Genomic DNA, 13120 nt, shown 5'->3' with positions numbered 1-13120 from the left:
TGGCACCGCAGAAGCATGCCGGATCGAGGCCGGAGTCTGCAAGGACCCGTCAGACCTTGCGCAAGCTTCGCAAGGAGCGCGTTTCAGTGCGGATTGGCGATCGCGGTCGATGATCGGACGACGAGTTCCGGACGGAACAGGTACTCCGAGTGCGGCGCCGCGTGGCCCTCGATCTCGTCGACCAGCGCGCGCACCGCGGCAACCGCCATGGCCTCGACGGGCTGCCGGAGCGTGGTCAGCGGCGGATCGGTGAACGCCATCAGCGGCGAGCCGTCGTAGCCGACCACCGAGACGTCGGCCGGCACCCGCAGGCCGCGGCGGCGGACGCTGCGGATCGCGCCCAGCGCCATCATGTCGGAGCCGCAGACGATGCCGGTGACGCCGGCGTCGAGTAGCCGGTGGGTGGCCGCCTCGCCGCCCTCGACGCCGAACAGCGACAGCGAGATCAGCCCGTCCAGCTCCCCGGCGTCGACGCCCAGGACGGTCCGCATGGCGGCGCGGTAGCCGGCGATCTTGCGCCGGACCGGCAGGAAGCGGTCCGGCCCGTTGATCAGGCCGATCCGCCGGTGGCCGAGGGTGGTGAGATAGGACACCGCCAGCTCGGCGGCGGCCTGCTCGTCGGGCGAGACGAACGGCGCCGGCAGCCCCTCGACGTAGCCGTTGACCAGCACGATCGGCAGCTCGCGGGCGACCAGGCGGCGGTAGCGCTCGTGGTCGCCGGTCGCGTCGGCGTGCAGGCCGGAGACGAAGACGATGCCGCTGACCTGGCGGTCGAGCAGGATCTCGACGTACTCGTCCTCGGTCACCCCGCCGGGCGTCTGCGTGCACAGCACCGGGGTGTAGCCGCGCTGGGCCAGCGCCGACTCGATGGTCTGCGCGAACTCCGGGAAGATCGGGTTGCCCAGCTCCGGGACGACCAGCCCGACCAGGCCGGCGCTGCGCCGGCGCAGGCGACCGGGGCGCTCGAGACCGAGCGCGTCGAGGGCGGCGAGGACGGCTTCGCGGGTGTCGGGGGAGACGCCCGGCCGGTCGTTGAGCACCCGGGAGACGGTCGCCTCGCTGACCCCCGCCCGCAGGGCGATGTCGGAGAGGCGGGCACGCATGTGCTGCACGATATCCGCTGGTCTTTCGCGTCTTGCGCAAGCCCTTGCTATCAAGCAACAAACTCGAAACAAGCTCGCTTACGGAACGAGGGTGCGGAGGCCGGCCGCGTAGGTCTTGGCGTCGGGGCCGTTCGAGAGCATTCGTTGCAGGGCGTAGCCGGGGACCATGCCGAACAGGACCGCGCCGATCGCCTCGACGTCGGCGTCCGCCGGGAGTTGGCCGGCGTCGCGGGCGCGGGTGGCGAGGTGGACGAAGTGGCCGCGCATCCGGCTGTAGGCGTTGCCGACGAACTCGGCCAGCGCGGGGTCGCGCATCGCCTCGGCCCAGACCTGCAGGGCGATCCGCAGCAGGCCGTCGGGGCCGGTTTCCCGCTCGACGAAGGTCACGGCCCGTTCGACCGCCTCGGTCGGTGACAGCGGCGGCTCGTGCCGGGCCAACTCCTCGAACATCGTCGACGCGTCGCCGATCACCGACTCGGCGATCGCGGTGATCAGGTCGTTCTTGCTCTTGAAGTAGCGGTAGACCGCGCCGACGGAGAGCCCCGCCTCGGCGATCACGTCCTGCATCGACGTGTTGTGGAAGCCGTCGCGCATGAAGCACCGCCGGGCGGCGTCGAGGATCTGCTGGCGGCGGGCGGCGAGGTGGGCTTCGGAGACACGTGGCATGGCACACATAGTAAAACGAACGCTCGTTCTTGACTACCGACGGCCATCGATGGGATGCTCGGTCCGTCAAAGAAGAACGAGCATTCGTTTTAAGGAGATGGTCATGCCTCGCCAAGGTCGCCCGCCGCTCCTGATCGCCGTCCTGATCGGGGTCGGCATCGTGGTCGCGCAGGCTCTGCTCGTCCCCCTCTTCGCGGCACCGGCCGCGAACCTCGGCCCCCGCGACCTGCCGGTGGTCGTCGCCGGCCCGGCGCCCGCGGCCGACGCCTTCGCCGCCCAGCTCGCCCAGCGGGAGCCCGGCGCCTTCGAGATCAGCCGCGCACCGGACGCGGCCGCAGCCGACGCGATCCTGCGCGACAACGCGGCCTACGCGGCCTTCGTGGTCGGCCCGACCGGCCCGGCCGTGCACACCGCGAGCGGTGCGAGCCCGATCGTGGCCCAACTCGTCGGCCAGGCCGCCGCCGGGATGAACGCACCGGTCACCGACGTCGTGCCGGGCTCGCCCGACGACCCGCGCGGCGGCGGCTTCGCGGCCGGGTTCCTGCCGCTCGCGCTCACCGCGCTGGCCGCGGGCGCCGCGCTCGCCCTGCTGGTCCGCGAGCGCCGGGCCCGGTTCGTCGGCGTGCTGTCCTTCGGCGTGCTCGCCGGCCTGGTCGGTCCGCTGGTCCTGCAGACCTGGCTCGGCGTGTTGAGCGGTGACTACCTGCTCAACGCCGCGGCCGTCGGGCTGTTCGCGACCGCGGTCGCCGGCACCGTCGCAGGCCTCGGTGCGGCGCTCGGGCGCCCGGGCATCGCGCTGTCGATGCTGGTCGTGTTCCTCGTCGGCAACCCGCTCTCCGCGGTCAGCGCCGCACCGGAACTGCTGCCCCAGCCGTGGGGCGCGATCGGCCAGTTCCTGCCGATCGGGGCGGGCGGCTCGCTGCTGCGGTCGACCGCGTTCTTCGACGGTGCCGGCGGGGCCGGGCCGGCCTGGGTGCTCGGCGCGTACGCCCTCGTCGGTCTGCTCCTCGCCCTCGTCGCCGGCGCCCGCCCGACCCCCGCGGAGTCGAGGGTGGAGGCCCCCGCCGACCGCGAGGCGGTCGCGGCCTGAGCGACATCGGTTAACAAGGGTCCCTTCCTATGCGGAAAGCGTGGGGAAGGGGCCCTTCCTTACTGTGCGGGCGATTTCACGCAGGCCTTAGTCACGCCTGAGTAACGGCCATCCAACAGTCGAGTCTGGATTTTCGTACCTGGCGTTTGCTGCGCGTACAGTCCCGAGCAACGTGAACTCACCGCGCATCTCTTGCGGTGTGTAATGGGAAGGAGACCGTCTTGCGCTCTGTGCGTGGGATGCGGATCGTCTCGATACTCGCGGTGGGTGGCCTTGCAGCGGGCCTCGCCGCGTGTGGTGACGCTCCGGAAAGCAGCAGCGGCACCGGCAGCAGCGCCGCGCCCGCCGCGGGCACCTATAAGACGTGCATGGTCACGGACATCGGTGGCATCGACGACCGGTCGTTCAACGCCTCGGCGTGGAAGGGCCTCACCGAGGCCAAGGCCGACAGCGACAAGCTGGCCGAGCCCAAGAACGTCTCGTCCAAGGCCGAGGCCGACTACGTGCCGAACCTGACGCAGTTCGCGCAGCAGGGTTGCAACTTCAACCTCGCCGTCGGTGGCCTGATGACTGACGCCACCAAGCAGGTCGCGGCGGCCAACGCCGACAAGCAGTTCGCGATCGTCGACTCGGCGATCCCGGGCGCGACCAACGTCTACCCGATGCAGTTCGACACCGCGCAGGCGGCGTTCCTCGCCGGCTACCTGTCCGCGGGCTACTCGAAGAGCAAGAAGGTCGCCACCTACGGCGGCCTGAAGATCCCCCCGGTCACGATCTTCATGGACGGGTTCGCGGACGGCGTCGCCTACTGGAACACCCAGAAGAACGACAAGGTCCAGGTGCTCGGCTGGGACAAGGCCACGCAGAACGGCTCGTTCGCCGAGAGCTTCACCGACCAGGGCAAGGGCAAGGCGCTCTCGGACGGTTTCGTCGCGCAGGGCGCTGACGTGATCATGCCGGTCGCCGGCGGCACGGGCCTCGGCACGGCGGCCAACGCGGCCGACAAGTACGCGGTCGTCTGGGTCGACGTCGACGGTTGCGAGAGCGCCCAGCAGTACTGCAAGGCGTTCCTGACCACCGTCGTCAAGAACATCCCCGAGGCGGTCAAGGAGGCGGCGGTCAAGGGTGCCGACTCCACCGGCATGCTGACCGGCAGCTACCTGGGCACGCTGGAGAACGACGGCGTCTCGATCGCGCCGTACCACGAGTTCGACAGCAAGGTCAGCGCCGAGCTCAAGGGCGAGGTCGACAAGCTGAAGGCCGACATCATCGCGGGCACCGTCAAGGTGACCTCGCCGGCCCAGCCGAAGTAGTACCCGAGCCTGGCCGAACAGCCGGTCCCACCTTGGTGGGACCGGCTGTTCCCAGGCCAGGTCCGATCGTGAAGAATTTCCGCACCGTCTGAGGGAGGTCACGCTGAGACTCGAACTGCGCGGCATCACCAAGCGCTTCGGCGACCTCGTGGCCAATGACGACATCAGCCTCACGGTCGAGCCGGGCGAGATCCACGCCCTGCTCGGCGAGAACGGCGCCGGCAAGTCGACGCTGATGAACGTCCTCTACGGGCTGCTCCAGCCCGACGAGGGCCAGATCCTCGTCGACGACAAGCCGGTGCGGATCCAAGGCCCGCGCGACGCGATCGCGGCCGGCATCGGCATGGTGCACCAGCACTTCATGCTCGTGCCGGTGTTCACCGTCGCCGAGAACGTGATGCTCGGCGCCGAGCAGACCACCGGCGGGCCGATCGGCTTCCTCGACCGGCGGCGGGCCCGCAAGCTCGTCCGCGAGGTGTCCGACCGCTACCGCCTGGCCGTCGACCCCGACCGCACGATCGAGGACCTCCCGGTCGGCGTGCAGCAGCGGGTCGAGATCGTCAAGGCGCTGACCCGCGACGTCGACCTGCTCATCCTCGACGAGCCGACGGCCGTGCTGACCCCGCAGGAGACGCAGGACCTGCTCGAGGTCATGCGGACCCTGAAGGCCGCCGGCAAGTCGATCGTCTTCATCACGCACAAGCTCAAAGAGGTCCAGGCGATCGCCGACCGGATCACCGTGATCCGCCGGGGTCGCACCGTCGGCACCGCCGCCCCCGACACCAGCGAGGAGGAGTTGGCCTCGCTGATGGTCGGCCGCTCCGTGCTGCTGCGGGTCGACAAGGGCGCGGCCGAGCCGGGCGCGCCGGTGCTCGAGGTCGCGGGCCTCGCCGTCAACGACGACCGCGGCCACCGTGCGGTCGACGGTGTCGACCTGACCGTCCGGGCCGGTGAGGTGCTCGGCATCGCGGGCGTGCAGGGCAACGGCCAGACCGAGCTGATCGAGGCGATCATGGGCCTGCGCCCGGTGGTCGCCGGCGACGCCAGCCTCGACGGCCGCCCGATGCGCGGGCTGTCGACCCGCGAGATCCTCCGCGCCGGCGTCGGCTACGTGCCCGAGGACCGCAGCGTCGACGGCCTGGTCAAGGACTTCACGGTCGCCGAGAACCTCGTCCTCGACATCTACAACACGGCGCCGTACGGCACCCGCTGGGTGGTCCGGCCGGAGGCGATCGCCGAGTCGGCCCGGGCCCGGATCGAGCAGTTCGACGTGCGGACCGACGCCTCGGGCGGGGCCGCGGTCGGCACGCTCTCCGGCGGCAACCAGCAGAAGGTGATCGTGGCCCGGGAGTTCTCCCGGCCGCTCAAGCTGTTCATCGCCGCCCAGCCGACCCGCGGCGTCGACGTCGGGTCCATCGAGTTCATCCACCGCCAGATCGTCCACGAGCGGGGCGAGGGCACGGCCGTGCTACTCGTCTCCAGCGAGCTCGACGAGGTGCTGGCGCTCGCCGACCGCGTCGCGGTGATGTACCGGGGACGGGTGATCGCCGTGGTGTCGCCGGACACCCCGCGCGAGGAGATCGGCCTGCTGATGGCGGGCGTCACGACGACCGACGTCGCGACGGCCGGCGCCGGCACCGCGAAGGACGGGCAACCCGATGACTGAGCAGACGACGGCGACCGCGGAGGACCTCGCCGCGGTCGGTGCCGACCAGCAGCCGCCGCCGAAGACGTTCGCCGGGAAGTTCCTGGCCAACCTCTGGACCGCCAACAGCTTCACCGTGACGCTGCTGGCCGTGCTGCTGGCGCTGGTCATCGGCGGCATCCTGATCGCGGTCTCCGACGAGGCCGTGCGGGCCACCTTCTCCTACTTCTTCTCGCGGCCGTCCGACTTCTTCACGCTGTCGTGGGACAAGGTCAGCGACGCGTACGCGCAGCTCTTCAAGGGTTCGATCGTCGACCCGGAGGCGGTCACCGCCGCGGTCAACGGCACCGGCCCGTGGGAGCGGGTGTTCTTCCCGATCTCGGAGACGCTGACCTACGCGGCGCCGCTGGCGCTGACCGGTCTCGCGTTCGCGCTGGCGTTCCGGGGCGGCCTGTTCAACATCGGCGTGCAGGGCCAGGCGATCATGGGCGCGGTCGGTGCCGCGATCGCCGGCTTCCTGCTGCCGCTGCCGGTCGGCATCCACCTCGTGGTCGCGCTGGTCTTCGGCGCGGCGTTCGGCGGCATGTACGGCTTCGTGCCCGGCTTCCTCAAGGCCCGCACCGGCGCGCACGAGGTCATCACGACCATCATGCTCAACTACGTCGCGCTGTTCTTCCTGGGCTGGCTGATCATCCAGAAGGGCATCCAGGACCCGGACCGGTCCGACGCCATCAGCAAGCCCGTCGACGACTCGGCCCAGCTGACCCACCTGCTCGGCTTCGTCGGCCCCAGCCTGCGGGTCAACCTCGGCATCGTCGTCGCGATCCTGGTCGTCGCCGCGATCGCCTGGACGCTGAAGCGCTCGACGTTCGGTTTCGAGCTGCGCGCCGTGGGCCTCAACCCCGAGGCGTCGAAGACCGCCGGCATCGGCGTCGGCTCCACGTACGTCATGGTCATGACGGTCGCGGGCGCGCTGGCCGGGCTCGGCGGCGCCACCATCGTGCTGGGCACCGCGGTCAGCCTGACCGGCGCGGTGATCGGTGGCGTCGGCTTCGACGGCCTGCTGGTCGGCCTGCTCGGCCGGGCCAAGCCGTGGGGCGTGCTCTTCGCGGCGCTGCTGTTCGGCGCGCTGTCCGCCGGTGGCAACCGGATGCAGTCGTTCTCCGGGATCTCGCTCGAGCTGGTCGGCGTGATCCAGGCGCTGATCGTGATCTTCGTGGCGGCGCCCGCGCTCGTGAAGACCGTCTTCCGGCTCCGGCCGGCCAAGGTCAGCGGGCTCGGGACCGGCATGTCCAAGGGATGGTGAGAACGTGACCGCCAGCACCGTGGAGGCGGCCCAGGCGGTCGTCGAACCGACCCGCTACTGGACCCGGCAGCGCAAGGTCGGTGTCGGCCTCGCCGCCGTCGGCGTCCTCGCCGCCCTGCTCTTCGGCGCGCTCGCCACCGGCCGCAAGGCCGAGTTCACGCTGGCCGAGACGATCAGCGGCAGCGCGGTCGGGATCAACGGCACCGTGGGCGCGGTCCTGTTCGGCGCGATCGCGGCGCTGGCCGGCGCGGCGATGCTGGTCACCGCCAAGCGCTGGTTCGGCTGGCTGCTCGGTGTCGGCATCGTCGCCACACTGATCTCGTTCCTCTGCTGGCAGCTCTCCCAGGCGCCGGACAACCTCAACACGATCCCGCTGGGCAGCGTCGCGCGCAGTTCGGTGACGCTGGCGCTGCCGCTGATCCTCGGTGCGCTGGCCGGCGTGCTCTGCGAGCGCTCCGCCGTGATCAACGTGGCCATCGAGGGCCAGTTCCTGATGGGCGCGTTCGCCGCGGCGATGTTCGCGACCCTCGCCGGCAGCGTCTGGGTCGGCATCCTGGCCGCGGGCGTCGGCGGCCTGATCATCGCGCTGCTGCTCGCCGTGCTCGCCATCCGCTTCCTGGTCGACCAGGTGGTCCTCGGCGTCGTGCTCAACGTGTTCGCACTCGGCCTGACCGGCTTCCTCTACGAGCAGCTCATGGCCAAGGACCAGACCCGGTTCAACCAGCCGACCTTCGTGCCGGAGTGGGACATCCCGGGGCTGTCGGACATCCCGCTGATCGGCCCCGCGCTGTTCAAGGGCAACATCTTCCTGTACGGCGCGATCGTGCTGGTCGTCCTCATCCACGTGGGCCTCTTCTACACGCGGTGGGGCCTGCGTACCCGGGCGGTCGGCGAGCACCCGGCGGCGGCCGACACCCTGGGCGTGAAGGTGCTCGCGCTGCGCTACCGCAACGTGCTGGTCGGTGGCCTGGTGGCTGGCTTCGGCGGCGCCTACTTCACGCTTCTGTCGACGACCAACTTCAACAAGAACATGACCTCGGGTCTCGGCTTCGTCGCGCTCGCGGCGCTCATCTTCGGCCGGTGGAGTCCGATCGGCGCGACGCTGGCGGCCCTGTTCTTCGGCTTCTGCAGCGCGCTGGCGTTCAGCCTGGGCTCGATCAACAGCCCGATTCCCAGCCAGTTCCTGAACATGCTGCCCTACATCGCGACCATCGTCGCGGTCGCCGGGCTCGTGGGCCGGGTCCGCGCGCCCGCCGCGGACGGTACGCCCTATATCAAGGGTTAGGGTCTGGTCATGGAGATCGACTGGGTGGCGCTGCGGGCGGCCGCCGTCGAGGTGATGGGCCACGCGTACGCGCCGTACTCGGACTTTCCGGTCGGTGTCGCCGGGCTCGTCGACGACGGGCGGATCGTGGTCGGCTGCAACGTGGAGAACGCGTCGTACGGCGTGACGCTGTGCGCCGAGTGCGGCATGGTCTCCGCCCTGCACGCCTCGGGCGGCGGCCGGCTGGTCGCGGTCTCCTGCGTCGACGGCGCCGGCGCGCCGCTGATGCCCTGCGGCCGCTGCCGGCAGTTGCTCTTCGAGCACGGCGGCCCCGACTGCCTGGTCGAGGCGGTGCCCGAGCCGCTGCGGGTGGGCGACCTGCTGCCACACGCGTTCGGCCCGGCCAACCTCGACCGGCCTCGGGTCGCGATCCCGGAGGTCCCCGAGCGTCTGGCCCGCTGGCGCGGTCGCGGCACGGTCTTCGTGCACACCGACAGTGCCGGCGGCGCGCTGGTCTGGACGGGCTACTGGGAGCGTTCGGCCGGCGAGGGCGAGGAGACCGGCATCCTCGAGGAGGCGCCGACCTGGCCCGAGCCGCGACCCGGGATCGAGTGGGCCCGGGCCCGCACGGCCCGCATCGTGGTCGTCGACGAGGCCGGCGAGACCTGGTGGGCCGGCGAGGGCGAGCCCCCGGCCGAGATCGGAAAGCGGTGGGAAGCGTGACGTTCGCGGCCGTCGACGTCATCCGGACCAAGCGCGACGGTGGCGTGCTCTCCGACGCGGCCATCGACTGGGTGGTCGACGCGTACACCAAGGGTGTGGTCGCCGACGAGCAGATGTCGGCGCTCGCGATGGCCATCCTGCTGCGCGGCATGACGCCCGCCGAGATCGCCCGGTGGACCGCCGCCATGATCGCCAGCGGTGAGCGGCTCGACCTCTCCGCGGTCGACCGCCCGACCGCCGACAAGCACAGCACCGGCGGCGTCGGCGACAAGATCACGCTGCCGCTCACGCCGCTGGTCGCCGCGTGCGGCGTCGCCGTGCCGCAACTCTCCGGGCGCGGGCTCGGCCACACCGGCGGCACCCTCGACAAGCTCGAGTCGATCCCCGGCTGGCGGGCCCAACTCGACAACGCCGAGTTCATCGCCCAACTGCGCGACGTCGGCGCGGTGATCTGCGCGGCGGGCGAAGGGCTGGCCCCGGCCGACCGCAAGCTGTACGCGCTGCGCGACGTCACCGGCACGGTCGAGGCGATCCCGCTGATCGCCAGCTCGATCATGAGCAAGAAGATCGCCGAAGGCACCGGCGCGCTGGTGCTCGACGTCAAGGTCGGCTCCGGCGCGTTCATGAAGTCCCTGGACGACGCGCGCGAGCTGGCCCGCACGATGGTCGACCTGGGCACCGCCCACGGGGTGCGGACCGTCGCGCTGCTCACCGACATGTCCACGCCGCTCGGCCTGGCGGTCGGCAACGCCGTCGAGGTCGAGGAGTCGGTGGCCGTGCTGGCCGGCGGCGGCCCGGCCGACGTGGTCGAGCTGACCCTCGCGCTGGCGCGGGAGATGCTCGACGCCGCCGGACGGCCCGACGCCGACCCGGCCGCGGCGCTCGCCGACGGCCGCGCCATGGACGCCTGGCGGGCGATGGTCCGGGCGCAGGGCGGCGACCCCGACGCCAAGCTGGCGACCGCGCGCGAGACGCACACGGTCACCGCCGAGGCCGACGGGTTCGTGGCCGCGGTCGACGCGTACGCCATCGGTGTCGCCGCGTGGCGCCTCGGCGCCGGCCGGGCCCGCAAGGAGGATCCGGTCTCCGCGGCGGCGGGCGTGGTGCTGCACCGGCGGCCCGGCGACCCGGTGCGGGCGGGCGAGCCGCTCTACGAGCTGCGTACCGACGATCCGGCCCGGTTCGCGCCCGCGCTCGAGGCGGCCGCCGGCGCGGTGTCGGTCACCGACGTCGCACCGGCAGTGCGGCCACTGGTGATAGATCGCCTCGCCTGACATTCCGCTGCGCGCCCGGAGGGGCTATCCTCGCTGGCCAGGGGGATCACCGACGCCAGAGGAACTACGCCTGTGTCCGTGTCTGCTCCCGACCCGCGGCCGATCCGCGCCGCCAGTGTCGATGAGCTGCGCCGACTTCGGCTGCCGACCCCACCGGCCGGTTTTCCGCTCGTGTGGGAGCCCGGCGACGAGGTCGAGCTGCGGCCCACCGGCGACATCGAGGCGCGCACGGCGATCCTGCACCTGGTGCTGGCCCGCTGCTTCGGCATGCCGCCCCAGGCGGCGATGAGCTGGTTGCTCACCTCGCACCTGGTCGAGCTGGTCACGCCGCCGGAATGGCAGTTCGTGGTGGCCGAGCGGGGCGACCGGCGGTCGTTCGTGCTGCACCACGACGCGATCTTCGCGCTCGCCTGGCTGCTCGGGATGAGCAAGCACCTCGACCCGACCGCGCCGACCGACGAGCGGTTGATGGACGCGTTGCCGCACCTGCCGGAAGGCGAGACATTCCGGACGTGGCGGTCGCGCATCCTGGCCGCGCCGCGGGACGCCGCCGAGGCCGCCGCGATGCTCGACTTCTACTACTGCCTCGACTGGAGCTATCTCGAGGCCGAGCGCCGGGGCATCGACCTGCCGGGCGTCATCGACGCCAACGCGATCGGGCAGCGGCGCTGGGCGCTGGAGTGGGCGGTGGTCTTCAAGGGGCCCTACCACGACCCGCCCGGCGGTTGGGAAGAGGTCGACCTGTCTACCTAGGCCGGTATTGGTCGAGTCGTACCGCCGCCGTCACCTCGACCGGTGTCGGCAGGTCGATCGCGGCGGCGTCGCGGTGCCAGGCGCTCGGGCCCATGCCCACCACCGTGGCGACCTCGGCGTGGTCCAGCCGCATGGTGTGCCGCAGTGACTGCCGCCGTACCAGCGTGAAGTGCGTGTCCAGGCTGGCCGCCAGCCGCTCCTCCTTGGCCGGGTCGACCGCCAGCAGCCCCAGCGCCGCGACGAGCTCGGCCAGGTGGTCGGGCTCGGGCGTCACGACCAGCAGGCGGCCGTCGGCCCGCAGCACGCGGTGGAACTCGGCGCCGTTGCGCGGCGCGAACACGTCGAGCAGCACGGCGGTGCCGTGGTCGGCCAGCGGCAGCCGGTCCCAGGCGTCGGCCCGCACCGCACCCGCCCGCTCGTGCGCCTTCGCCGCCCGCCGCAGCGCGGGCTTCGACGCGTCGACGACCAGGCCGAGCAGGTCGGGGTCGCGGTCCAGCACCACCGCGAGGTGCTGCCCCGTGCCGCCGCCGACGTCGACGACCAGCCCGCCGGCCCCCGCGGCCGCGTCGGCGAGCGCCGCGCTGACGAACCCGTAGTGCCCGCTGCCCAGGAACGCGGCGCGCGCGGCGACCATCTCCGGCGTGTCACCGGTGTGCGGCGACCGGCCCGCGCTCAGGTCCGCGTACCCCTGTCTGGCCAGGTCGAAGCTGTGCCCCCGCGGACAACGCAGCGTGCGCGCGTCAGCGACGCGCAGTGTTTCGCGGCACACCGGACACCGCAGGTGTGCGACAACGTCGGGGTTCATCCATCCTCAGCCACTAGGGTCTTTCCATGGTCGCAATCGGCATGGAAGAGATCGTCAAGGCACCCAAGGCACTGCTGCACGACCACCTCGACGGTGGGCTCCGACCGGCGACGGTCGTCGACCTGGCCGCCGAGGTCGACCATGCCCTGCCGACCACGGATCCGGGCGAGCTCGGGCAGTGGTTCGTCGAGTCCGCCGACTCCGGCTCGTTGGAACGCTACCTGGAGACGTTCGACCACACGGTCGCGGTGATGCAGACCCCGGCCGCGTTGCACCGGGTCGCCGCGGAGTGCGCGCTCGACCTGGCCGCCGACGGCGTCGTCTACGCCGAGGTCCGGTTCGCGCCCGAGCAGCACCTGGAGCGCGGCCTGAGCCTCGACGGCGTGGTCGAGGCGGTGCTGCGCGGTTTCGCTGACGGCACCGAGCAGGCCGCCGCCAAGGGGCAGCAGATCCGGGTCGGCACGCTGCTCACCGCGATGCGGCACGCCGCCCGGTCGCAGGAGATCGCCGAGTTGGCGGTCCGCTACCGGGACACCGGGGTGGTCGGCTTCGACATCGCCGGCGCCGAGGCGGGGTTCCCGCCCACCCGCCACCTGGACGCGTTCGAATACCTCCAGCGCGAGAACTTCCACTTCACCATCCATGCCGGCGAGGCCTTCGGGCTGCCGTCGATCTGGCAGGCGATCCAGTGGTGCGGCGCCGACCGGCTGGGGCACGGCGTGCGGCTGGTCGACGACATCACGCCGGGCGGTTCGCCGGTGCTCGGCCGGCTCTCCGCGTACGTGCGCGACAAGCGGATCCCGCTCGAGCTGTGCCCGTCGTCCAACGTGCAGACGGGCGCGGCGCCGTCGATCGAGCAGCACCCCATCGGGTTGCTGCGCGACCTGCGCTTCCGGGTGACGGTCAACACCGACAACCGGCTGATGAGCGGCACCTCGATGTCGCGCGAGATGGGGCTGCTGGTCGACGCGTTCGGCTGGGGCTGGGCTGAGCTGCAGTGGTTCACCATCAACGCGATGAAGAGCGCCTTCATCCCGTTCGACGAGCGGCTCAGCATCATCAATGAGGTGATCAAGCCCGCGTACGCCAAATTGGCGTGACGGACGTCTTCGCTGGATGCACAATCCGGCGTTTCGGAAGTCCAATCCAGACTTAACGGGCCTTTTCTATTGTCCATT

General features: G+C 71.5%; 12 protein-coding genes. 9 read left to right on the top strand and 3 right to left on the bottom strand.

Annotated elements, in window-relative coordinates; all coding sequences use genetic code 11:
• Nucleotides 1-83: 83 nt before the first annotated feature.
• Both Asi02nite_RS00220 and Asi02nite_RS00215 read right to left on the bottom strand, forming a co-directional pair.
• Nucleotides 84-1103: a LacI family DNA-binding transcriptional regulator gene (locus Asi02nite_RS00220; protein ID WP_203710002.1), complete on the bottom strand. Its 1020-nt coding sequence runs from the start codon at nucleotides 1101-1103 to the stop codon at nucleotides 84-86.
• 78 nt (nucleotides 1104-1181) lie between these two features.
• Nucleotides 1182-1769, bottom strand: a complete 588-nt coding sequence (locus tag Asi02nite_RS00215) for a TetR/AcrR family transcriptional regulator (RefSeq protein ID WP_203710001.1) — start codon at nucleotides 1767-1769, stop codon at nucleotides 1182-1184.
• 103 nt (nucleotides 1770-1872) lie between these two features.
• On the opposite strand from Asi02nite_RS00215, the gene Asi02nite_RS00210 reads away from it, so the two are divergent.
• The 8 genes from Asi02nite_RS00210 to Asi02nite_RS00175 all read left to right on the top strand — a co-directional run bounded on the left by Asi02nite_RS00210 (nucleotide 1873) and on the right by Asi02nite_RS00175 (nucleotide 11137).
• Nucleotides 1873-2859, top strand: a complete 987-nt coding sequence (locus Asi02nite_RS00210) for a hypothetical protein (RefSeq protein WP_203710000.1) — start codon at nucleotides 1873-1875, stop codon at nucleotides 2857-2859.
• A 239-nt stretch (nucleotides 2860-3098) separates the two neighbouring features.
• Nucleotides 3099-4172, top strand: coding sequence for a BMP family lipoprotein (locus tag Asi02nite_RS00205; RefSeq protein WP_203710205.1), 1074 nt, complete (start codon nucleotides 3099-3101; stop codon nucleotides 4170-4172).
• A gap of 148 nt (nucleotides 4173-4320) precedes the next feature.
• The gene (locus Asi02nite_RS00200) at nucleotides 4321-5838 is read left to right on the top strand and encodes an ABC transporter ATP-binding protein (RefSeq protein ID WP_308440138.1); all 1518 of its coding nucleotides are present in this window, start codon (nucleotides 4321-4323) and stop codon (nucleotides 5836-5838) included.
• Nucleotides 5831-7123 carry an ABC transporter permease gene (locus tag Asi02nite_RS00195; protein WP_203709999.1) on the top strand — a complete coding sequence of 431 codons (1293 nt, stop codon included), beginning with the start codon at nucleotides 5831-5833 and terminating at the stop codon, nucleotides 7121-7123. Before Asi02nite_RS00200 ends, Asi02nite_RS00195 begins: the two co-directional genes overlap by 8 nt.
• Before the next feature lie 4 nt (nucleotides 7124-7127).
• Nucleotides 7128-8408, top strand: coding sequence for an ABC transporter permease (locus Asi02nite_RS00190; protein WP_203709998.1), 1281 nt, complete (start codon nucleotides 7128-7130; stop codon nucleotides 8406-8408).
• 9 nt (nucleotides 8409-8417) lie between these two features.
• A complete protein-coding gene (locus tag Asi02nite_RS00185; protein WP_203709997.1) occupies nucleotides 8418-9110 on the top strand; it encodes a cytidine deaminase in 693 nt (230 codons plus the stop codon).
• A complete protein-coding gene (locus Asi02nite_RS00180) occupies nucleotides 9107-10384 on the top strand; it encodes a thymidine phosphorylase (protein ID WP_203709996.1) in 1278 nt (425 codons plus the stop codon). Before Asi02nite_RS00185 ends, Asi02nite_RS00180 begins: the two co-directional genes overlap by 4 nt.
• Before the next feature lie 72 nt (nucleotides 10385-10456).
• Complete coding sequence (locus tag Asi02nite_RS00175; RefSeq protein ID WP_203709995.1) at nucleotides 10457-11137, top strand: DUF4272 domain-containing protein; 681 nt, start codon at nucleotides 10457-10459, stop codon at nucleotides 11135-11137.
• Here Asi02nite_RS00175 and Asi02nite_RS00170 read toward each other — a convergent pair.
• Nucleotides 11130-11942, bottom strand: a complete 813-nt coding sequence (locus Asi02nite_RS00170; protein WP_203709994.1) for a putative RNA methyltransferase — start codon at nucleotides 11940-11942, stop codon at nucleotides 11130-11132. The genes Asi02nite_RS00175 and Asi02nite_RS00170 overlap by 8 nt on opposite strands.
• A 26-nt stretch (nucleotides 11943-11968) precedes the next feature.
• Between Asi02nite_RS00170 and Asi02nite_RS00165 the strand changes: the two genes are divergently transcribed.
• A complete protein-coding gene (locus Asi02nite_RS00165; protein ID WP_203709993.1) occupies nucleotides 11969-13042 on the top strand; it encodes an adenosine deaminase in 1074 nt (357 codons plus the stop codon).
• The last annotated feature ends 78 nt before the right edge of the window (nucleotides 13043-13120 follow it).

The sequence above is a fragment of the Asanoa siamensis genome, assembly GCF_016862555.1.
GTDB classification, from domain to species: domain Bacteria; phylum Actinomycetota; class Actinomycetes; order Mycobacteriales; family Micromonosporaceae; genus Asanoa; species Asanoa siamensis.
This window is presented reverse-complemented; position numbering and strand designations above follow the sequence as displayed.

What these genes read in the sequence shown, in the direction of transcription:
- Asi02nite_RS00220 (WP_203710002.1), bottom strand. Translation starts at nt 1,103, where the DNA reads ATGCGTGCCCGCCTCTCCGACATCGCCCTGCGGGCGGGGGTCAGCGAG.
- Asi02nite_RS00215 (WP_203710001.1), bottom strand. Translation starts at nt 1,769, where the DNA reads ATGCCACGTGTCTCCGAAGCCCACCTCGCCGCCCGCCGCCAGCAGATC.
- Asi02nite_RS00210 (WP_203710000.1), top strand. Translation starts at nt 1,873, where the DNA reads ATGCCTCGCCAAGGTCGCCCGCCGCTCCTGATCGCCGTCCTGATCGGG.
- Asi02nite_RS00205 (WP_203710205.1), top strand. Translation starts at nt 3,099, where the DNA reads ATGCGGATCGTCTCGATACTCGCGGTGGGTGGCCTTGCAGCGGGCCTC.
- Asi02nite_RS00195 (WP_203709999.1), top strand. Translation starts at nt 5,831, where the DNA reads ATGACTGAGCAGACGACGGCGACCGCGGAGGACCTCGCCGCGGTCGGT.
- Asi02nite_RS00185 (WP_203709997.1), top strand. Translation starts at nt 8,418, where the DNA reads ATGGAGATCGACTGGGTGGCGCTGCGGGCGGCCGCCGTCGAGGTGATG.
- Asi02nite_RS00170 (WP_203709994.1), bottom strand. Translation starts at nt 11,942, where the DNA reads ATGAACCCCGACGTTGTCGCACACCTGCGGTGTCCGGTGTGCCGCGAA.
- Asi02nite_RS00165 (WP_203709993.1), top strand. Translation starts at nt 11,969, where the DNA reads ATGGTCGCAATCGGCATGGAAGAGATCGTCAAGGCACCCAAGGCACTG.